The 21,487-nt window shown below is 36.9% G+C and carries 16 protein-coding genes and 1 pseudogene; 11 read left to right on the top strand and 6 right to left on the bottom strand.

Annotation, left to right across the window (positions count from 1 at the left end):
* Window positions 1-157 precede the first annotated feature (157 nt).
* Entirely contained in the window at window positions 158-775 is a 618-nt protein-coding gene (locus tag ACULEU_RS00480) for a lipoprotein signal peptidase (RefSeq protein ID WP_445453502.1), read from the top strand.
* On the opposite strand, the gene ACULEU_RS00475 is transcribed toward ACULEU_RS00480, so the two are convergent.
* Window positions 744-1,322 carry a 5-formyltetrahydrofolate cyclo-ligase gene (locus tag ACULEU_RS00475; RefSeq protein WP_445453501.1) on the bottom strand — a complete coding sequence of 193 codons (579 nt, stop codon included), beginning with the start codon at window positions 1,320-1,322 and terminating at the stop codon, window positions 744-746. The two genes, ACULEU_RS00480 and ACULEU_RS00475, sit on opposite strands and share 32 nt — an antisense overlap.
* Window positions 1,315-2,553: a pyridoxal-dependent decarboxylase gene (locus ACULEU_RS00470; protein WP_445453500.1), complete on the bottom strand. Its 1,239-nt coding sequence runs from the start codon at window positions 2,551-2,553 to the stop codon at window positions 1,315-1,317. Before ACULEU_RS00470 ends, ACULEU_RS00475 begins: the two co-directional genes overlap by 8 nt.
* A gap of 105 nt (window positions 2,554-2,658) precedes the next feature.
* Here ACULEU_RS00470 and uvrC point away from each other — a divergent pair, with 105 nt between their 5' ends.
* The 5 genes from uvrC (at window position 2,659) to hppD (ending at window position 11,047) form a co-directional block, all read left to right on the top strand.
* Window positions 2,659-4,452: an excinuclease ABC subunit UvrC gene (gene uvrC / locus ACULEU_RS00465; RefSeq protein WP_445453499.1), complete on the top strand. Its 1,794-nt coding sequence runs from the start codon at window positions 2,659-2,661 to the stop codon at window positions 4,450-4,452.
* 131 nt (window positions 4,453-4,583) lie between these two features.
* A complete protein-coding gene (locus ACULEU_RS00460; protein ID WP_445454867.1) occupies window positions 4,584-6,758 on the top strand; it encodes a patatin-like phospholipase family protein in 2,175 nt (724 codons plus the stop codon).
* Window positions 6,759-6,829: 71 nt separating this feature from the next.
* Window positions 6,830-8,302, top strand: a complete 1,473-nt coding sequence (locus ACULEU_RS00455) for an amino acid permease (protein WP_445453498.1) — start codon at window positions 6,830-6,832, stop codon at window positions 8,300-8,302.
* Between the two features lie 299 nt (window positions 8,303-8,601).
* Window positions 8,602-9,759 (top strand): homogentisate 1,2-dioxygenase, encoded by a 1,158-nt coding sequence (locus ACULEU_RS00450; RefSeq protein WP_445453497.1) that lies wholly within the window; start codon window positions 8,602-8,604, stop codon window positions 9,757-9,759.
* A gap of 127 nt (window positions 9,760-9,886) precedes the next feature.
* Window positions 9,887-11,047 carry a 4-hydroxyphenylpyruvate dioxygenase gene (gene hppD, locus ACULEU_RS00445; RefSeq protein WP_445453496.1) on the top strand — a complete coding sequence of 387 codons (1,161 nt, stop codon included), beginning with the start codon at window positions 9,887-9,889 and terminating at the stop codon, window positions 11,045-11,047.
* A gap of 76 nt (window positions 11,048-11,123) precedes the next feature.
* Here the strand turns inward: hppD and ACULEU_RS00440 are convergent, their stop codons facing one another.
* From ACULEU_RS00440 to ACULEU_RS00430, 3 genes are read right to left on the bottom strand one after another with little or no spacing between them, the layout of a single operon-like run.
* Window positions 11,124-12,497, bottom strand: coding sequence for a DUF5689 domain-containing protein (locus ACULEU_RS00440; protein ID WP_445453495.1), 1,374 nt, complete (start codon window positions 12,495-12,497; stop codon window positions 11,124-11,126).
* Window positions 12,498-12,502: 5 nt separating this feature from the next.
* Window positions 12,503-13,123: a choice-of-anchor J domain-containing protein gene (locus ACULEU_RS00435; RefSeq protein ID WP_445453494.1), complete on the bottom strand. Its 621-nt coding sequence runs from the start codon at window positions 13,121-13,123 to the stop codon at window positions 12,503-12,505.
* Between the two features lie 11 nt (window positions 13,124-13,134).
* On the bottom strand, window positions 13,135-15,945 hold the full coding sequence (locus ACULEU_RS00430) for a carboxypeptidase-like regulatory domain-containing protein (protein ID WP_445453493.1): 2,811 nt from the start codon (window positions 15,943-15,945) through the stop codon (window positions 13,135-13,137).
* Between the two features lie 140 nt (window positions 15,946-16,085).
* Between ACULEU_RS00430 and ACULEU_RS00425 the strand changes: the two genes are divergently transcribed.
* The 3 genes from ACULEU_RS00425 to amaB all read left to right on the top strand — a co-directional run bounded on the left by ACULEU_RS00425 (window position 16,086) and on the right by amaB (window position 19,622).
* On the top strand, window positions 16,086-17,195 hold the full coding sequence (locus ACULEU_RS00425) for an endonuclease/exonuclease/phosphatase family protein (protein WP_445453492.1): 1,110 nt from the start codon (window positions 16,086-16,088) through the stop codon (window positions 17,193-17,195).
* Between the two features lie 111 nt (window positions 17,196-17,306).
* Window positions 17,307-17,843 (top strand): 3-hydroxyanthranilate 3,4-dioxygenase, encoded by a 537-nt coding sequence (locus ACULEU_RS00420; protein ID WP_445453491.1) that lies wholly within the window; start codon window positions 17,307-17,309, stop codon window positions 17,841-17,843.
* A 225-nt stretch (window positions 17,844-18,068) separates the two neighbouring features.
* On the top strand, window positions 18,069-19,622 hold the full coding sequence (amaB, locus tag ACULEU_RS00415) for an L-piperidine-6-carboxylate dehydrogenase (protein WP_445453490.1): 1,554 nt from the start codon (window positions 18,069-18,071) through the stop codon (window positions 19,620-19,622).
* A gap of 83 nt (window positions 19,623-19,705) precedes the next feature.
* On the opposite strand, the gene ACULEU_RS00410 is transcribed toward amaB, so the two are convergent.
* On the bottom strand, window positions 19,706-20,527 hold the full coding sequence (locus tag ACULEU_RS00410) for a hypothetical protein (RefSeq protein ID WP_445453489.1): 822 nt from the start codon (window positions 20,525-20,527) through the stop codon (window positions 19,706-19,708).
* A gap of 112 nt (window positions 20,528-20,639) precedes the next feature.
* Between ACULEU_RS00410 and ACULEU_RS00405 the strand changes: the two are divergent.
* Together ACULEU_RS00405 and ACULEU_RS00400 are read left to right on the top strand one after the other, a co-directional pair.
* Window positions 20,640-20,804: pseudogene (locus ACULEU_RS00405) on the top strand (aldehyde dehydrogenase family protein); the annotation flags it as partial.
* A 194-nt stretch (window positions 20,805-20,998) separates the two neighbouring features.
* Complete coding sequence (locus ACULEU_RS00400) at window positions 20,999-21,424, top strand: carboxypeptidase-like regulatory domain-containing protein (RefSeq protein ID WP_445453488.1); 426 nt, start codon at window positions 20,999-21,001, stop codon at window positions 21,422-21,424.
* Window positions 21,425-21,487 lie beyond the last annotated feature (63 nt).

Below are 21,487 nucleotides of genomic sequence, written 5' to 3'. Positions count from 1 at the left end.
TTGGATGTAAAAAAAGAGAATTGGTTGCTTTTGATGTTAAAATTACTAATTCTTTTAACAAGTTTCCTAAATAGTATGTAATGAGATTTATAACTTAAAAAATAATCTGTTTTTTGTATCATAATATTGTTATTTTTGCGCCAACAAAATTCAGAAAATGTCTTTAAGAAATTCTATTCTAATCATCGCCATCATTTTATTGATTGATCAATTTACTAAGATATACATTAAAACTAATTTCATGTACAATGAAACCGTTGATGTGACTGGTTGGTTTAAGATTATGCTGATTGAAAACGAAGGAATGGCTTGGGGAGCTAAGATTCCCGGAATGCATGGTAAATTAATTTTGACGATTTTCCGAATCTTAGCCATTTTTGGTATTGGATATTGGTTGTATGACGCCAGCACAAAGCACAGTTCTAATTATTTAATGGTTGCTATTGCCTTAATATTTGCTGGTGCCGCCGGAAACATTATTGATTCTGTTTTTTACGGCGTATATTTTGACCACAGCTATAACCAAGTAGCGACAATATTTACGGATACTCCTTATGGAACCTGGTTTCATGGAAAAGTAGTCGATATGCTGTATTTCCCAATTTGCGAAGGTACTTTTCCAAAATGGTTACCTGTATATGGTGGTGAGCCGTTTAAATTCTTCAATGCTATTTTCAACGTGGCAGATATGGCCATTTCAACCGGAGTTGGTATTCTGATTGTATTCAACAAAAAAGCTTTTGCTAAGAAGACTTCTTTGGGAACGCATAGTTAGTTGTTGGCGTACTACAAAAATCCAATCGAATATCGTTTTCAAAAACATCCTCTATAGAGTCTTCAGCTTCAAAGAACGATAGTCCTACCTTGATCACATCTTCAGAACATTTAGATAAAAAGAGATCGTAAAATCCTTTGCCATACCCTACTCTGTTACCTTGTTTATCAAAAGCCAAAAGCGGTACAAAAACAACCTCTATTTTAGTATTAGGTACTTCAATTCCGTCTACTGGTTCATAAATATGATGCTTATTTTTTTGAAATTTCGTATTATCTGTCATAAGATAATGCGTCATTTCTAGGGTTTCAAAATTGCTTTTAGACACTACAATTTCTTTGTCTTTTCCTGCAAGTATCTGAAGAATGAATTCGGTTGCTACTTCCTTGTGCTCTTCGATGGTCAGAAACAAATGAAAATAGGTTTTGTCCCAAATGTTAAGTTGTAGTATTCTATTAGCAATAGCCAAACTAAGATTGTCAATTTCGTCTGATGACAATTGTTGTCGGAGCGCTTTGTATTTGGCTCTAAGGTCTTTTTTAAGCATAGACTTTCTCTTTCAAATCTTGTATAAAAGTAGTCAAATGTTCCACTTCTACGTGATCCATCAAGACAATTTTGTACCATTGATTATCCGAACTGTGTTTCTGTGGTACTAAATCATATTTTGCAGCAACAGCGAGCGGTACATTGGCTGCTCTAATAGTAACTATATTCATAAAGGACTCTCTAAAATATGGAATATTTAAAGCATCTAGCTCGTTACACAAAAACTGTGTCCGCATCTGTAAAACACTTACTTTTTCAAACCAACCATTCGGACCATACGTAAACAAAATCATCCAAACAGCGACAGCATTCGCGCCACTGCGGCTTCCACAGAGTGTTAAATCCATTCCTTCTACATACTCGGCTTCCTTGGTCAATACATTTTCAATATACCCTTTTCGACAAATAAAAACTCCGGTTCCATAAGGAGCCTGTAGCATTTTGTGCGCATCAATAGTAATAGAACTGATCTTAGGATTGCTAAAGTTGATTGTCGAAAGCTGATTGCTGAACGGATATACAAATCCGCCATAAGCTCCGTCAATATGCATTTTATAAGGCAGATGGTATTTTTCAAAAACCGAAATATAATCCTCCGGATTGTCTACCGAACCAAACATTGTTGTGCCCAAATTAGAAACAACTATAAAATACCTTTTCCCATTTGCCTGAGCTTTTACAACAGACTCTTCCAGCTTCCTTTTATCGATAGCTCGAGTATCAAAATCAACTGCAACCCTCAACCAATCCAATTGCAGTAAATTAGCTGCTTTGGGAATAGAATAATGAGTGTCTTCTGAAGCGACGATAGCAATTTCATCAACTAAAGCATCAAAATTATTTATGAAATAATTTCGAAACATCCAAATAGCCTGAATGTTAGCCTCTGTTCCGCCTGGTGAAATGTATCCATCAATTGACTTTGGCTCAGCCTTAAAAATATCTACTGCAATAACTTGCAATACTTCCCGTTCAATCTGATGTGTTCCGCTAAACGCTTTTTCAGAAGTACCAAAAGTATGACAACCAATGTTGTTCGGATTGGCCACATAGGTTTGTAAAATTGGCGCATCTTTCAAAAAGGGCGCATCATCATTGAATACTTTTCCATCCAAATGAGAAGCAGGATAACCCAATGAAATATCTGTTGAAAAATTTACATTTTCCGTCAATGCTTGTTGAATTCGGTTGCCTCGTTCTTCTTGTGAGAGCTTTTTCCAATAGTTCATACGTGAAATTTTTGCCAAAACTAACCCTTGTTAAACCAAAAAAACATGATAAATGTTAGTTAAGCATCATCTTGCATTTACAGAGTTTTAGAGTAACTTTGTTTTATGAATAGTCCTTCTCTCGAACTTCAGATACAAACGCTACCGGACAATCCCGGAGTGTATCAGTATTACGATAAAGAAGATAAAATTCTGTACGTAGGCAAGGCGAAAAACTTAAAAAAAAGAGTCTCTTCCTATTTCAACAAGCAACATGACAATGCCAAAACCAATGTGCTGGTTCGGAAAATTGTAACCATCAAACACATCGTCGTTTCTTCGGAACAAGATGCGCTGTTGCTCGAGAACAATCTTATTAAAAAACTGCAACCTCGCTACAATGTGTTGCTTCGGGATGACAAGACGTATCCGTGGATTTGCATCAAAAAAGAACCTTTTCCCAGAATCTTTCCAACCCGAAGAATGATTAAAGATGGCTCGGAATATTTTGGCCCCTATACTAATTTCAAGACCGTGCATACTATCATGGATTTGATAAAAGAATTGTACCCACTGCGAACTTGTAATTATGATTTGAGTCAAAGCAATATTCAATCGCATAAATTCAAAGTGTGTCTGGAATACCATATCGGGAATTGCAAAGGGCCGTGTGAAGGGCTGGAAACTTCTGAAGATTATCAGAAACAAGTAGAGGCCATCCGTCAAATACTTAAAGGAAATTTTAAAGAAAGTTTGCGCGATTTCAAAAAAATGATGACCGATTTTGCCCTCGAAATGAAATTTGAAGAAGCTCAGAAAATCAAAGAAAAGATGGATGTTTTGGAGCATTACCAATCGCGTTCTACGATTTTGAATCCTAAAATTTCCAATATTGATGTGTTCTCGATTGTTTCTGATGAAGCTATGGCGTATGTCAACTTTTTACAGATAGCACACGGAGCCATCATCCGTTCGTTTACGTTGGAACTCAAAAAGAAACTGGATGAAACCGATGAAGAACTTTTGGAACTTGCTGTAGTGGAGCTTCGGGAACGTTTTCATTTGACTTCCAAAGAAATTATTTTGCCTTTTTTATTAGATTTTGGAGATACCCTAAAAGTGACCGTACCACAATTGGGCGACAAAAAGGAAATCCTGCAGCTTTCCCAAAGAAACGCCAAATACCAGCGATTAGAACAGCTAAAACAAATTCAGATTGTAGATCCAGAACGGCACACTAACCGAATTATGGCGCAAATGCAAAAAGACTTACGCCTTTCTGTAGAGCCAAGACATATTGAATGCTTTGATAATTCGAATATTCAGGGAACCAATCCCGTTTCCGCTTGTGTCGTATTTAAGGATGGAAAGCCGAGCAAAAAAGACTACCGTCATTTCAATATCAAAACCGTCGAAGGACCAAACGATTTTGCCTCGATGGAAGAAGTGGTTTATAGAAGATACAAACGCCTTTTGGAGGAGCATCAACCGTTGCCTCAATTGATTATCATTGATGGTGGAAAAGGACAATTATCATCGGCATTGAAAAGCATTGATGATTTAGGTTTACGAGGCAAAATAGCCATTATCGGAATTGCCAAACGATTGGAAGAATTGTTTTATCCGGGTGATTCTGTGCCGTTGTATCTCGATAAAAAATCGGAAACACTCAAAATCATACAGCATTTACGGAACGAGGCGCATCGCTTCGGCATTACACATCATAGGGACAAACGAAGCAAATCGGCCTTAAATTCGACCATAGAACTCATTCCAGGTATTGGAGAAAAAACAATGCTTACGTTATTAAAACATTTCAAAAGTGTTAAAAGATTAAAATTAGCCACCGAAAAAGAAATTTCAGAGGTTGTCGGAGTATCAAAAGCAAAAAAAATTTCCGACTTTTACCAAAAAGAATAGTAATGCTAAGAAAGCCAATCGCCATTTGTCCAAAGCCATTAGCCAAAAGCCAAAAGCCATTTGCTAAAAAAAACACTGTCTTTAAAAAATACTTCCCTTTTGCCTATTGCCTCTTGCCAATTGCCTTTTTGATGTTTTCAATTCCTGCAACAGCTCAGGAAAAACCCAAAGGTCCAAAAGTAGGATTAGTACTCAGTGGTGGTGGTGCCAAAGGATTTGCACATATTGGGGTTTTGAAAGTATTGGAACAAGCCGGAGTAAAAATCGATTATATTACGGGAACCAGCATGGGTGCGGTGGTTGGCGGTTTGTATGCTAGCGGTTACAGTGCGACTCAAATTGATTCTATTTTTTACAATACTAATTTTGACGAGTTGCTTCAGGATTATATTCCGCGTTCTTCTAAGAGTTTTTATGAAAAACGCAACGACCAGATGTATGCCTTAACACTGCCCTTCAATAATTTTAAATTTGGAATTCCGATTGCTTATTCAAAAGGAATGTACAACTACAACCTACTGTCAAAACTAACCCACAAAGTAAGACACGTTCGTGATTTCAACAAGCTTCCTATTCCTTTTTTATGCATTGCCACAGATATTGAAAAAGGAGAACAAGTCATTCTGGATGAAGGTTATTTGGCTCAAGCCATGTTGGCCAGTTCGGCTTTTCCATCTTTATTTTCACCCGTAGAAATTGACGGTAAAGTATTGATTGATGGTGGTGTTGTAAATAATTATCCCATCGAGGAAATTCGAAAAATGGGTGCTGATATCGTCATTGGTGTGGATGTTCAGGATGATTTAAAAGACCGAAAATCGCTTAAAGATGCTACCCGTATTTTGGTTCAGATTACCAATTTGGATATGATTAAGGTGATGAAAGAAAAGCAAAAACAAACCGATATTTATATCAAACCTGATGTTTCCGAGTATGGCGTCATTTCCTTTGATGCTGGAAAAGAGATTATAAAAAAGGGAGAAGAAGCTTCGTTTGCCGTTTATGAACAAATTAAAAAGTTGGCAGATTCAACGGTAACCTATCAGCAAAACAACTTAAAAATCAGCAAAGATACTTTGCAAATAAAAAGCATCACCTTAAACAAATTAGACAATTATACCCGTGCCTATGTGTTGGGAAAACTACGTTTTAAAAATGGGGCGAAAATAAGTTATGACGACCTGAAAACAGGTATCAATAACATCAATGCTACACAAAACTTTAGCAGAATAAGCTATACCATCGAAGGTAATCCGAACGGAGATGAGTTGCGATTGAGCTTGACTGAAAATCCAACAACTACCTTTTTGAAATTCGGGTTGCATTATGATGGCTTGTACAAAAGTGCTGTTTTGGCCAACATCACTCAAAAGAAATCCTTGTTTAAAAACGACGTTGTGTCTTTTGATTTAGGACTTGGCGACAATATTCGTTACAATTTGGATTACTACATCGATAATGGTTTTTATTGGAGTTTCGGCATTAAATCGCGCTTCAACACCTTCAACAGAAATGTAACGACCGATTTTAGGAACGGCCAATTGTTAGCCTTACTTGGGTTGAACAGCATCAATATTGACTTTGAAGATTTGACCAATCAGGCCTATGTTCAGACCGTTTTTATTCAGAAGTTCCAAATTGGTGCCGGAATTGAACATAAATATTTAAAGATAAAATCAGAAAACTTAGTCGGTATAAATCCCACTTTCGAAAAAAGCAGTTATCTGAGTGTTTTTGGATATCTGAATTATGATTCCTTTGACAATAAATTATTCCCAAAAAAAGGATGGCTCATTTCGGGTGATATTCAGTCTTATCTACACTCTACAGATTACACCAATCAATTTAGCCGTTTTTCGATAGCCAAAGGAGAAGTATCCGTAGTAAAATCGTTCAGCAAAAAACTCACTTTAAAGATTCAGTCCGAAGCCGGATTTACCATTGGAGAAGACAGTGTGCATTTTTTTGATTTTGTTTTGGGAGGTTATGGCTTTAATACCATCAATAACTTCAAACATTTTTACGGCTATGATTTCTTGAGCATTGCTGCCGATAGTTACATCAAATCGTGCTTTACTTTGGATTACGAATTCTACAAAAAAAATCATGTCAATTTTGCGGCCAACTACGCCAACGCTGAAAACAAATTATTTGAAAACGGAAACTGGCTTTCCAAACCCACTTTTAACGGATACGCCATTGGATATGCCTTGGAGTCGATTGTTGGTCCTGTAGAAATCAAATATTCTTGGTCGCCAGAACTCCGAAAAGGCTATGCTTATTTCACCGTTGGTTTCTCGTTTTAAACCGTACTATTTATCATTATTAAAATAAAAAACTATATTTGAAGCTATTAATTTAACTAAAAAACCATCCTATGTCTATTTGGAAAAGAAAACCAATGGCGATCTTATTGGAAGAAGCCTCAGAATCTGAAAAAGGATTAAAAAGAACATTGACTGCTTGGTCACTTGTCGCCTTAGGAATTGGAGCAATTATTGGTGCCGGACTTTTTGTAAGAACAGCAACCGCAGCAGCTCAAAATGCTGGACCATCTGTTACAATTGGATTTATTGTAGCCGCTATTGGTTGCGCATTAGCAGGTTTGTGTTACGCTGAATTATCTTCATCCATTCCAATATCTGGAAGTGCTTATACGTATACTTATGCCACTATGGGCGAGTTATTAGCCTGGATTATTGGTTGGGATTTAATCTTAGAATATGCTGTAGGAGCAGCAACAGTGGGAATTGCGTGGAGTGAATATCTCAATAATCTGCTGGTCAATGTGCTTCATTTAAATCCAATCCCTTATGAATGGTGCCATTCCCCTTTTCAGACCTCTGCTGATGGTGTTAGTGGTATGATAAATTTACCTGCTTTCTTTATTGTGGCTGTTATTAGTTTATTATTGATAAAAGGAACACAGGAATCTGCTTTTGTAAACGGAATTATCGTTGTAGCTAAAGTAGCTATCGTTGTAATGATTATCATTTTTGGATGGAGTTTTATCCGACCAGAAAATCATACACCATACATTCCGCCAAGTTCCATTTTTACAGATGAGCACGGCGTTGGCCATAACTTTGGTGGCATTATGGGAATATTGGGTGCGGCAGGAACCGTTTTCTTTGCTTTCATCGGATTTGATGCTGTAAGTACCGCTGCTCAAGAAACCATTAATCCTAAACGCAATATGCCGATTGGAATTTTGGGTTCGTTAGCTGTTTGTACCGTTTTATATATTCTTTTTGCGCACGTTTTAACAGGCTTAGAGTCTGTTGAGTTTTTCAGAACTGGCGGAAAAGAAGCCTCTGTTGCTAACGCCATTACTTCAGGAATGCCTGGATATGAATGGTTAGCACAATTTGTAACCGTAGCTATTTTAGCTGGATTCTCTTCTGTTATTTTGGTGATGTTATTGGGGCAATCCAGAGTATTTTATTCCATGGGGAAAGACGGTTTGTTACCAAAAGCGTTTAGCGAAGTACACCCAAAATTCAAAACGCCTTATAAAGCTAATTTAGCAATCTTGGTAATTGTTGGCCTTTTTGCCGCATTTGTTCCGGGAGATATTGTAGGTGATATGACCAGTATCGGAACCTTGTTTGCCTTCATCTTGGTTTGTATTTCAGTAATTGTATTACGCAAAACAGAGCCTGATATGCCGCGTCAATTCAAAACCCCTTTTGTGCCTTTTGTACCCATATTAGGAATAATTGTTTGTCTTGCCATGATCTATGGTTTAGGCTGGACCAATTGGGCAAGACTTATTGGCTGGTTGGCATTAGGATTGGTGTTCTATTTTGTATACAGCAAGAAAAACAGCACCTTAAACAATAAAAAATAATTTAATTATTCAAGTATAACAGAAAAGGATTAAACGGTTTTCGAACTTTTTAATCCTTTTCCTTTTTATAAAAAATTGATAATTATCATTTTTAGAATTTATATTTTCCCGATATTTGTTAGATGAAAAAATGGGATAATTTATTAGCACACCTAAAATTCCTCATCAAGAGAAATCCTGAATGAGTTTGATTCTTTGTATCTGAATAATTAGTGATTTGAATTAATTTTCAAATTGTCACATTTTCAAATTTTCACTCGAGGGCAATACCCGAACTGAGCGAAGCTAAATTAAAGACTATGCCATTATATCACAAATTAGGAAATATTCCACCCAAAAGACATACCATCTTTCGCAAACCTAACGGCGATTTGTATTACGAACAATTGTTCGGTACCGTAGGTTTCGACGGAATGTCGACCAACTCGTACCACGAACACAGACCAACGCAGGTTAAAGAAATACGAAACCAATACAGTGTTGCTCCAAAAATTGCAAAAAGCAATAACATCCAATCCTACAGACTACGAGGATTTCAGGTAAATCCTGAAGATGATTTTCTGGAAAGCCGAAAAATTGTATTGACCAATTCCGATTGCCATATTGTTTTGGCAGCACCTAAAAAGTCAACCACCGACTATTTCTATAAAAACACCGATTCTGATGAAATGATTTTCATCCATAAAGGTTCGGGAAAATTGAGAACCATGTTGGGCAACATCGATTTCAAATACGGCGATTACTTGATTATCCCTCGTGGAATCATTTATAAAATCGATTTTGACACCGAAGACAATCGATTGTTTATCGTAGAGTCACACCGCCCAATTTATACTCCAAAACGCTATCGAAATTGGTTTGGCCAACTTTTAGAACATTCGCCTTTCTGTGAACGCGATATTCGTCGCCCTTATGAATTAGAAACCCATGACGAAAAAGGAGAATTTATAATCAAGGTAAAAAAGAAAGACGAAATATTTGATATGGTTTACGCTACACATCCTTTTGATGTAGTGGGATATGACGGATACAATTTCCCGTATGCCTTTTCAATCCATGACTTTGAACCCATAACAGGAAGAGTGCATCAACCGCCACCGGTGCACCAAACCTTTGAAACAGACGCTTTCGTAGTGTGCTCATTTGTACCGCGTTTATACGATTACCATCCGAATGCGATTCCAGCGCCATACAACCACAGCAACATCGATTCTGATGAAGTATTGTATTACGTCGATGGGGATTTTATGAGTAGAAACGATATCGAAGCCGGACACATTTCGTTGCATCCTGCCGGAATTCCACACGGTCCGCACCCAGGAGCAGCAGAAAGAAGTATTGGCAAAAAAGATACGCAAGAATTAGCCGTTATGGTCGATACTTTCAAACCTCTGATGGTCACCGAAGAAGCCATGAAAATTGCTGACGACAAATATTTCCAATCTTGGTTAGAGTAATCAGGAGCTATTTCCCGCTTTCCGCGCTACACGGTAGCTAGCTGCAATCGGGGCTAAAAAAACATAACAAACAACAACTTCACGATTAAAAAATCATTGATGTATTCGTGGCGAAAAAATAAATATCATGAGTAAAGAAATAAAATCCGTTGAATACGGCTTAGAAAAAATATTCGAAGGAGCACAAGATTTCCTTCCGCTATTAGGAACAGATTACGTAGAATTTTACGTTGGGAATGCCAAACAAGCAGCCCATTTTTATAAAACCGCATTTGGATTTCAATCGCATGCCTATGCCGGATTAGAAACCGGAATGAGAGACAGAGCCTCTTATGTTTTAAAACAAGATAAAATCCGTTTGGTATTAACTACGGCATTAAACAGCAATTCTCCTATTGGAGAACACGTTAAAAAACACGGAGATGGTGTAAAAATCATTGCTTTATGGGTGGAAGATGCCCGTGCTGCCTTTGAAGAAACTACGAAACGTGGTGCCAAAGTGTACATGGAACCCACTGTCGAAAAAGACGAACACGGAGAAGTAGTGCGCGCCGGAATTTACACGTATGGCGAAACCGTTCACATGTTTGTAGAACGTAAAAACTACACCGGTGACTTTTTACCAGGCTATAAAGAATGGAAATCCGATTACAATCCGACTTCTGTAGGTCTGAAATATGTGGATCATATGGTCGGAAATGTTGGCTGGAACGAAATGAACACTTGGGTAAAATGGTACGAAGATGTTATGGGATTTGTGAATTTCCTTTCGTTCGATGACAAACAAATCACTACCGAATATTCGGCATTGATGTCAAAAGTAATGAGTAATGGTAACGGAAGAATCAAATTCCCAATCAACGAACCAGCAGAAGGAAAGAAAAAATCGCAAATTGAAGAATATTTAGATTTCTATGAAGGTTCAGGGGTACAACACATTGCTGTGGCCACCGATGATATTATCAAAACCGTTGCTGAAATGCGTGCCAGAGGAATCGAGTTCTTAACAACACCACCACAAGCCTATTACGACGCGATTCCCGAACGATTGAAAGATCACATGAATAAGTTTAAGGAAGATATTAATGAGCTTCAGAAACTGGGTATTATGATTGATGCTGATGAGGAAGGCTATTTACTTCAAATTTTCACCAGACCCGTAGAAGACCGACCAACTTTGTTCTTCGAAATCATTCAAAGAATGGGTGCTAAAGGATTTGGTGCCGGTAACTTCAAAGCTTTATTCGAATCTATCGAAAGAGAGCAGATGTTAAGAGGTACTTTATAATTCTTAACTAAATACATTTAAACAAAAAAGAGTCCCGAATATTCGGGACTCTTTTTTGTACTATAACGCTAAGATATTAGTTTATGATAATATCGTCAACTTGGATAGTGGTTGATGGTCCACCGCTTCCATTGCCAACATATTCAAATACAAAAAATCCATTTCCGGTAACTCCAGCTGGAATATTATATACTCCGCTTGGTGTAAAAGCAGTAGCATAAGCTCCTGAAGGTCCTGATGGTATTGTAAAGCTAGAAGTAATATTCGTTAACGTAGCTGTAGATATTTGTGCTCCTGGAGTATAATTAGTCGTGTAATATACTTTCAAAACAGAACCATTATCAAATCCTGATAACGTTTTGAAGGTAAAAGTACTTGCTGCAGTCATATCAACAGGAACAAAGAATAACGATCTGTTAGCTTCCGGTGTTCCTCCAAAAGAACTCATTTGGATGTACTTGTTACCACCAAATGTTTTAACCTGCCAATATCTGTTTCCAGTAGCAGCATCATTAACATATTTAGGGAATATTTGAAGATTAGTAGCATACGAAGTGAAATTTTCATTCATCGTTGCACCATAAACTAGAGCCGTACCAACAATTGGCGGCGCTAAATCAATGTCCAATCTTCCATCCTCCGGAACTTTAACATCCACTAGTGTTCGAATCATGAATTGGTAATCACTACCGAATTTCGTCATTACGCCACGAAGTTTACCGTTACCACTAGGAATTTTTTCCCCTGCGAATTTGGCAAACTCACTAACTCTAACAATTACTTTATTTCCAAATTGATCCGAAATTTGATGATTAGTAGCCCCGCCAATACTGTTTAATGAAGCATCGTAATATGTTTTCCCTAAGGATGGATCGGTGAACTGTACCGCATCAAACTCAATCAACATATTCAAATACTGATCGTTTCTTGCTTGAGTAATAGTCAAATTTTTAACAATGTCATCTTCATTAACATCATCACAAGATCTAAAAATTACATCTTTGTATTCTACTCCAGACACTCTTCCTACACCTCCATTATACGAAGATCCAATAACAGTTGAGCCGTTTTGCTTGTTGAAATATCTGTTTTTGTCAAGTTTGATAGTAACTTTTCTTCCTGGTTCAAACTCATTAAACAAGTTGTAATTGTCCACAGGCATACTAAATCCTTTTAATCCATCTAAGGACATCATGGAGATGGATTTGTAGAAGTTACCACCTTCGTCACTTGAAGTAACATAAGCTTCGATATATTCAATTACCGTATCACTTGTAGTATACTGAACGGCTCCCGAAGTAGCTACATTAGTTATATCAGATACTTCTTTTGTTTTTGCGATGCTTACACATTCTCCTGATAAATCCGGAATACCGTATTCATCATCATTAACGCAACCCGCTAAAGTAGCGAAAAGAGCTGCTGTTACTAGTAATTTTAAATTTTTCATAGCTATTAGTTTTTAGAAATCTTAATATTATCCAATTGTAGCGTAGTCGTTACTCCTGATTTACTTCCAGTATATTTGAAAGCAATTCTAACATTCGTACTGTTAACCGTACTTAAATCAATATTACCACTGTTTACAAATACGTCATCTGCAGTAGGAGCGGTAAATGTGATTGGTGTCCAATTTGCTGTAGCTATCCCTGCTGTGGTTCCATCATAATCTGTGGAGATGAACGCCGTTAACGGATATCCGTTTTCAAATCTTGTTTTAGTAACAAACGATAAAATTTCACCTGTCGTTGTAGTCAAATCGATTGCAGGTGTAATTAACCAAGCCACGTCATTAGTTCCTGTAGCGGAATAGAATGAAGAGAACTCAGCATAACTGTTGTTTGAAAAGGCTCTTGCATGCCATAAACGTGTCGCTGTAGCATTATAATTTACCCATCCTTCTAAGGCAATAGGCACTTCATTGGAACCACTTCCAAGAGGCGATTCCGAAAACCCTTCGCTAAAATAATAATCGTACACGGTAGGAATAGCATAATCATCCTCGCCTACACAACTTGTTAGCATACTAGAAGCAAGCACCAACAAGAACATTGTTTTTAAAAATTTAATTTTCATAGTGTATTTTTTTAGAAGTTAATGTAGAAATTAACAAAATATGTTCTTCCGTAACCATAGAAATACTTAGGGCCAAATGATGGTGTTCCATTAGCATTATCTGCAGTTAAATCAGGGAATGTTGCTTTTCTAGATTGCTCAAATCCGCCTGTTTTATAATCGATATCAAAAACGTTATTCACCGATGCAAATACACCAAAAGTGTCTCTTGTTTTCTTGCTGATTCTCCATGATTTTCCTCCAGTTAGATTTACTAAGGTAAAGCTATCGAATTTTTCTTGACGCAAAATGTCTCTAACAGTTTCTGGAGTTGCTCCAGCGTAATTATCTCCAGTTGCACCATCAATACTGAAATTATCAGTACGCATGATTTTAGAGATGCTTATGTAACTGTCTGATAAATAATTCACGTTAGCACCAATCCACCAGAAGTTTGGATCTCTATATTCCAATCCGAAAGAATACGCTTGTTGTGGCATTCCTGGTTGGTGGTAGTTTTTCATATAAATGGTTCCAAAATCAGTCAACGGACTCAATCCTTGTGCTGCTAAGGCATCATCACTTGTTTGCAAGTTAGCGTTACCGGAGTAAATGTATTGGCCATATGAAGCCGCTGCTGTTGCTTTAATTGTAGAAGTGATTTGATATTCTAAACCAAGTTCCGCTCCCAAATTTTGTTTTTGAATTCCTGTTGCGATTTCAGTAATGAATGAATCTTCATCACCTTCATTATCACTCACATTCTCGGCATAGAAAAAGGCAATTTCTGTAGCGTCTTTAACTCTAGAGAAGAAACCTGTCAATCTAGCTTTGAATTTTGGCATTCTTAAGATGTAACTTGCATCAGCACTAACAATATTTTCACTTGTTAAGTTTTCGGTATACTCATTACTTCTTCTTGCGTTATAAAAACTGTTTCTCAAATTAGGTGCTTTGGTCATATACATCCCATTGAAATCGAAGTAGTGCTGACCCGATGCTTTGTATGTTAAGCCTCCTTTAAATCCGAAGTTTTCAAACACTTTAGATTCTGATTTACCAAAAGAATTCTCAGCATAATTACCACTTCTGTACAAACCTTCTCTTTTGTATTCTGTTCTAGAAAATGTTTGTGCTAAATAGAAGTCAAATTTGCTGTAGTTAAATTTGAATTGTGTAAAACCATCAACAACATTAGCAAACAAGTTATAATTGTATCCAACGGTACCATTGTCTCCTATTCTTTGGTTAGGATTGTTCAAATCAAATTGAGCGTTATCACCTAAAAAGAAGGGGTCTGCATTCAAGAAATATTCTGCCCCTAGTAAATCCGTAATAACGGCATAATTATGAGATCTTAAATTTTTAAAGTTTACTCCAGCATTAAAACTAATGTTATTAGACAAGGTACTATTCAACAACATATTAGCTGCTACAGTAGTGTCATCATTACGTTGTTCGGTCAACGCATAGGCTGCTCGTCCTTGCTCTGCAGTATTTTGGTTGGCAGCGTACATAGCATTCCAATTGATTTGGCTATTGCTAAGAAATTCTTCTCTTGCTCTTACAGCATTCGGATTTGTCTCAGTTGTTGTACCGTCAGGGTTAGTTATAGTAACATAACTATCCGGATCATTTAAATAGTAACTTGGTAGTTTTCTGTAATAAGTAGGATCTGGATTATTTCCTAATGGATTCTCTAATCTTGAATTTGAAATACGCCCAGTTTGATAGGAAATATTGGTATTTAAGTTGGTATTTTTTGTTAATTTCCAATAGTGAGATAAGATTACCATCGGCTCTTCAACATCTTTATCTCTGGAATTACGCTTTTTACCATCTTGCCATCCCCAATACGAATTGTATTTAATACCCATTAAATCCGTAACTTCTTTAGTGTTTGGTGACGATTTCCCTCTGCTGTTTTCAGCGTATATAGAAGTAAAGTTTAAGCTGTGTTTTTCGTTGAATTTTTTCTCAACACTAGCAAATAATGAATTAGCACTGTAATCTGTTCCTTCAAAGTAACCTTCTTGTGCCCATCTTCTTGAAGCAGAAATAACATAAGCCCAACCATCTTTGCTTAACCCTGAAGCCACAGTACCCATCATTCTCCAGCTATAGTTGGTATTAGTTCCCGACATCGAAATTCTGGAACCTGGACGGTAAATAGAGGCTCTGGCATTAATCTCTTGTGTCCCTAACGCATTACCAAAAGTGTAGTCAGAAGGTGCAGAACCCATAGTAAACTCTTGGTTACGTGTGGCATCATTTAAACCTCCCCAGTTACTCCACTGTGGTCTTCCGTCATATAATTTATTCATGGAAATACCATTAATCATGGTAACACCATACTCGTTATCTAAACCTCTGATTCTAAATCGAGATTGTCCCCAGTTAAACGCTGCCGCCTGTTGATAAACATCTCTGGTAGCTTGTAAAAGTCCAGAAGTACTTTCAGAACCACTGTTATCATCACCCAAATCATTTTCTGTGATGGTAACCAAACTCAACTGTTGCTCGGAAGTAATGTCTTCTTCAAAAACAATAATCCCTAAATCTAGCATTTTTCCAGTTTCAACTTCAACAACCAATAGTTGATCTTTGTAACCATTGCTTTTAATCTGTACCAATTGACTTCCCTTTGGAACGTCCTTAAAAACAAAAGCTCCTGTCCCGTCTGTTAAAGTTGTTAAGACTGTGTTTTGAATAGAAGCTACGACATTTTGTAATGGTTTTTGTGCTTTAGAGTCTACTACTTTTCCAGTAATTCCTGTTGTAGTTTGTGCAAAAACAAAAAACACTTGCATTACAAACAATGTACTAATAACAAGTTTTTTCATAAATAAAATAAAGTTAATTTTTCTGTAACTGTAAGCTTAATATAAACTTAACAGCCGACAAATGTACATCTTTTAATAATATTATCTACTTTTGGCCCGAAGTTTGTAAAAAACTTGACATTAAATTAATATTGATATTTATGAGAATTAAAAAGCTAATCGCTGTTTTTGTTGTTTTATTCGCAATTTCAGGAGCTAATGCACAGGCAAAAAAGTATAATATTCATACTGTAGCTTTCTACAATTTGGAGAATCTATTTGACACCATCAATGGTCCAAACAATGATGAAGAATGGTTGCCAAATGGCGCACAAAGTTGGACTAAAGCCAAATACAAGCAAAAACTACAAAATTTAGCTCGAGTGCTTTCTGAAATCGGAACTGGCGAAAACACCAGCAATTCTCCTACACTAATTGGCTGCTGCGAAATTGAAAATAGAGGTGTTTTGGAAGATTTAGTCAAGGAACCTTTGTTAATTAATAAAGACTATGGCGTTGTCCATTTTGAGTCTCCCGATAAAAGAGGTATTGATGTAGGTTTTTTATATCAAAAAAAACACTTCAAACCTACCAGTTACAAAAACATTCCTTTGTTGATTTACAAAAATCAATTGAACGAAAGTGCCAAAAGAAAACACGAATCAGATGATGTTTCAGATGACAAATCAGAAATAGATAAAAATTTGGATCGCGTTTATACTAGAGATATCTTGTTAGTTACAGGTTTCCTTGATGGTGAAGAAATCAACATTATGGTAAATCACTGGCCATCGCGTTCCGGAGGTGAGAAAAAAAGTTCTCCTTTTCGTGAAGCTGCTGGAAGACTAAACCGAAAAATAATGGACTCTATCTACAAAATAAACCCAAATGCCAAAATCATAACCATGGGCGATTTGAATGATGGAACTTACAATAAAAGTGTAAAAGAAGGCATTGGTGCCAAACGTAAAAAAGAAGAGGTAAAAGAATTTGGCATATACAATCCTTTCGAGGAAATGTTCTACAAAGGAAACGCTACCCTTTTCTATAGAGACGCTGGAGATATTTTTGACCAAATCATGGTATCAGAAACCTTAATCAAAAAAGACTATTCTTCTTTCCGTTACTGGAAAGCCGGAATCTACAATAAACCATACATGATTACAACAGCCGGTCAGTACAAAGGCTATCCGCTCCGACACGGAAACACCGAGATTGGTTATAGTGATCACTTTCCGTCTTTCATCTATTTGATTAAAGAAATTAAATAATTTCGTTGAGCTCAAACTAAGTTAGTTAGCACTAACTTCCCAAAAAAAACAATTTAAAGGTTAGGTAACACTAACCTTTTTTATTTTGTAATTTCGTAAAAATATTTTCCCATGGCTATTGCAAAACCCTTCAACCTCACTACTTGGCTCAAAGAAAACCGCCATTTACTCAAACCCCCTGTTGGCAACAAAAATCTATACATCGATTCCGAAGATTACATCGTAATGGTTGTAGCCGGCCCAAATGCCCGAAAAGACTACCATTACAACGAAACCGAAGAACTTTTCTATCAGCTTGAAGGCGAAATCACCGTCTATGTTCAGGATAACGGAGAAAAAAAAGCTATGAAACTTTCTGCTGGCGACATGTACCTCCATCCTGCTAAAACGCCGCATTCTCCAAGCAGAACAGAAGGTTCCATTGGTTTGGTAATCGAAAGAAAACGTTTTGGTTCCGATGCTAAAGATGGCCTACTTTGGTTCTGTGACAATTGCAATCACAAACTCTACGAAGTCTATTTCCCACTTACTGATATCGAAACCGATTTTCTACATCATTTCAAACAGTATTACAATTCGGAAGCATTGAGAACCTGCGAAAAATGCGGCACTGTTATGGAAACGGATTCTCGTTTTACGGCCAAATAAATGTATTAGAAGCGGCACTCGTCTGCCATTTAAGACGAATCCTCCCGCTATCCGCGCTACATGGTAGCTCGCTCCTATCGGGGCTAATAAGCCTATTTTGAATTCTGAAGTATATATTTTGAATCAAGCGTATCATTTAAAATTCAAAATTTAAAATTTAAAATATTTTTTCTACATACTTTTGCAGTCATAAATTATACAAACAAACTATTTAAAGAACATACAATGTCAACAATTGCACAACAATTCGGCATGACCGAAGCTCTGGAAATTCTCGGAGTAAAAGCTATAAACGAAGGAACCTCAACAGGAAACATATGGTTTTCTAACGGAGACACTTTCGAATCACATTCGCCTGTAGACGGCCAACTTATCGCAAAAGTAAAAGCATCAACTGCTGCCGATTACGAAAAAGTAATGCAATCAGCCACCGAAGCCTTCAAAACTTTCCGCCTGATGCCAGCACCAAAACGTGGTGAAATCGTGCGTCAATTTGGTGAAAAACTAAGACACTATAAAGAGCCTCTTGGAAAATTGGTTTCCTATGAAATGGGGAAATCATTACAAGAAGGTTACGGCGAAGTTCAAGAAATGATTGATATCTGCGATTTTGCTGTAGGGTTATCGCGTCAGCTTCACGGTTTAACCATGCACTCAGAACGCCCAGGACACCGTATGTACGAGCAATACCATCCACTTGGCGTAGTCGGAATCATTTCGGCATTTAACTTCCCGGTAGCCGTTTGGGCTTGGAACACAGCATTAGCCTGGATTTGTGGCGACGTTTGCGTTTGGAAACCATCCGAAAAAACACCTTTATGCGGAATAGCTTGTCAAAATATTATTGCAGAAGTTTTAAAAGAAAATAATCTTCCTGAAGGAATCTCCTGCCTAATCAATGGTGACTATAAAGTTGGCGAATTGATGACGCATGACAAACGTGTTCCTTTGGTTTCGGCCACTGGTTCAACACGAATGGGTAAAATCGTAGCGCAAGCTTGTGCGGCTCGTTTAGGAAACTCCTTATTAGAATTAGGTGGCAATAACGCCATCATCGTTACTCCGGATGCCGATATTAAAATGACGGTTATCGGAGCGGTATTTGGTGCTGTGGGAACTGCTGGTCAACGTTGTACCTCAACCCGAAGATTAATCATCCATGAAAGTATTTATGACAAAGTAAGAGACGCTATCGTTGGTGCTTACGGTCAATTAAGAATAGGAAATCCATTAGACCAAAACAATCACGTTGGTCCACTTATTGATAAACATGCTGTTGAAATGTATAACAAAGCCTTGTCCAAAGTAGTGGAAGAAGGCGGAAAGATCCTTGTTGAAGGTGGTGTTTTAACTGGTGAAGGTTATGAAAGTGGCTGCTACGTTAAACCTGCTATCGCTGAAGCCAACAACTCGTTCGAAATCGTTCAACACGAAACCTTTGCTCCCGTTTTATATTTATTAAAATATTCAGGCGATGTACATGATGCTATTGCTATTCAAAATGGCGTGGCTCAAGGATTATCATCTGCAATAATGACCAACAATCTTCGCGAAGCAGAAGCCTTTTTATCAGTAGCGGGTTCCGATTGTGGAATTGCTAATGTAAACATCGGAACTTCTGGAGCTGAAATTGGAGGTGCTTTTGGTGGCGAAAAAGAAACAGGAGGCGGACGTGAATCAGGTTCAGATGCCTGGAAAGTGTACATGAGAAGACAAACCAATACCATCAATTATACTACCAGTTTACCATTAGCACAAGGAATTAAATTTGACTTGTAGCCGAAGAAAATAGAACAAAGAGAAAAGAAAATAGACGAAAAAGTCCCGATAACTCGGGACTTTTTTATGTTTAATACTATTGGTTATTCATTAACATCCTTGAAAAATTTAGGCCCTATTTCTGCCTGATTGAATCCAGTCATTACCCTTCCATAGAGCAGTTCACTGTTTTTTGCAGCGATAAAAAGTACAAACTTTAAATTTTTATAATTAATCACTTTAAGGAATACGGCGTCCTCATTTTGATCTTCGATGGCTTTTTCTATGTTTTCACGAGTGGTGAAAATAAATTTATGATCATATACTTTTTTTAAACCCTCTTCGTGGTCAATATCATCTTTCATGCCATTACGGGTTACATAAAGTGTTTTGCTTTGTATCCTTTTCTTATTTTTTTCATTTACCTCTTCCAGATAGTCTTTTAGGTCAAGATCCTTTTTTTTATTTAAATCAAAAACAAAATTAATTTCGCTCTGCATCATCTGTATTGAAAAAAGCATTTCCACAGGAGATATTTTATCGAGCTGTACTAAGGACAGAATATCTTTCGGGGTATTCTTTTTAAAGTCTTTAAACATGGCTAACTTAGTCACTCCGTAATTCATATTCAGTGCTCCAGTTGTACCTGCGGTTCTCGAAAAACTGTACTCAACCTGATCCACAAAAAAGGAACCCTCTCCCTTTAACTTTTCAATTTGCTTGGAAGGAATCATTTCAAATTTATTGACTTTCCAATATTTCACTAAAATATCATTGACAATCTTATTGTATTTTTTATCACTCGACATTATAAAATAAGTCGTCCCTTCTTTGAAAGTTGCATACTCTCTAATATCGGTATTTACTTCCTGGCTGTAGCAATAGGAAGATAGTAGCAACAACATAAGGCTTAGTCTTTGTATCATAATATTTAATTATAAGTTTAATTAATTTGCATTTATTGGTATGTCTTAACACCAAATTAATACAAGTATATAGAAATTTGATTAAAAAATGGATTTTAGGGCATTAATTTCTATTAGCAAAGTAAACCGAGGTACTTTAGTAGCTGAAATTGGGGGTGTTTTTGGTGGCGAAAAAGAAACCGTTGGTGGTCGTGAATCAGGTTCTGATGCCTGAAAAGTGTACATGAGAAGATAAACCAATAGCATCAATTATACTAACAGTTTACCATTGGCGTAGGGAATTAAGTTTGATCTTTAAGAGAAAAGAAGCAAGAAGCAAGATCGCTTCGCTGCAAGAATAAAAAAAAGCGTCCTGATATTTTGGACGCTTTTTCTTTTTATATAAACTTACATATCCCTTTTTATTTTATCAAGCAACGCAACTGTTTTACCAAATTGCTATCTATTTCAAAAACCAAAAAATCAAAAGCTATGAAATCAAAAATTACCGCAGTCTTATTAAAAACAAATCGTTCACTTGTAAGCAAAAAATTATTCTTATTGGTATTGTTTACATCATTACTAATAACTTCTTCTTGTGATAGTAGTGACAACCCTATTTTTTGTACTCAGGAAGTGGTGCCCGGACTAAGGGTTGCTGTCCTTGATGCTGCTAACGGACAACCTTTGGTAGATAATGTTGAAGTTAGAGCTGTGGATGAATCGTATCAGGAAACTTTGGAGTTACTTCCGGGATTAGAATATTCATTCTCCGGAGCAGATGAAAGAGCTGGTATATATACCCTAACTATTACCAAACCCGGCTATCAAACCTATACTTCTCCACCAATTGTTGTGAATCGTAATGTTTGCCATGTGATTACACAATCGCTGACGGTCAATTTACAATCGAATTAGAAACTAAAAAGCGTCCTAAAATTAGGGCGCTTTTTTATATCGTTTTTTTGAAAGTTGGGAAGC

It is taken from the genome of Flavobacterium sp. 25HG05S-40 (assembly GCF_052654735.1).
The sequence above is the reverse complement of the archived record's forward strand: the minus strand, read 5'-3'. Positions and strand labels throughout refer to the sequence as shown.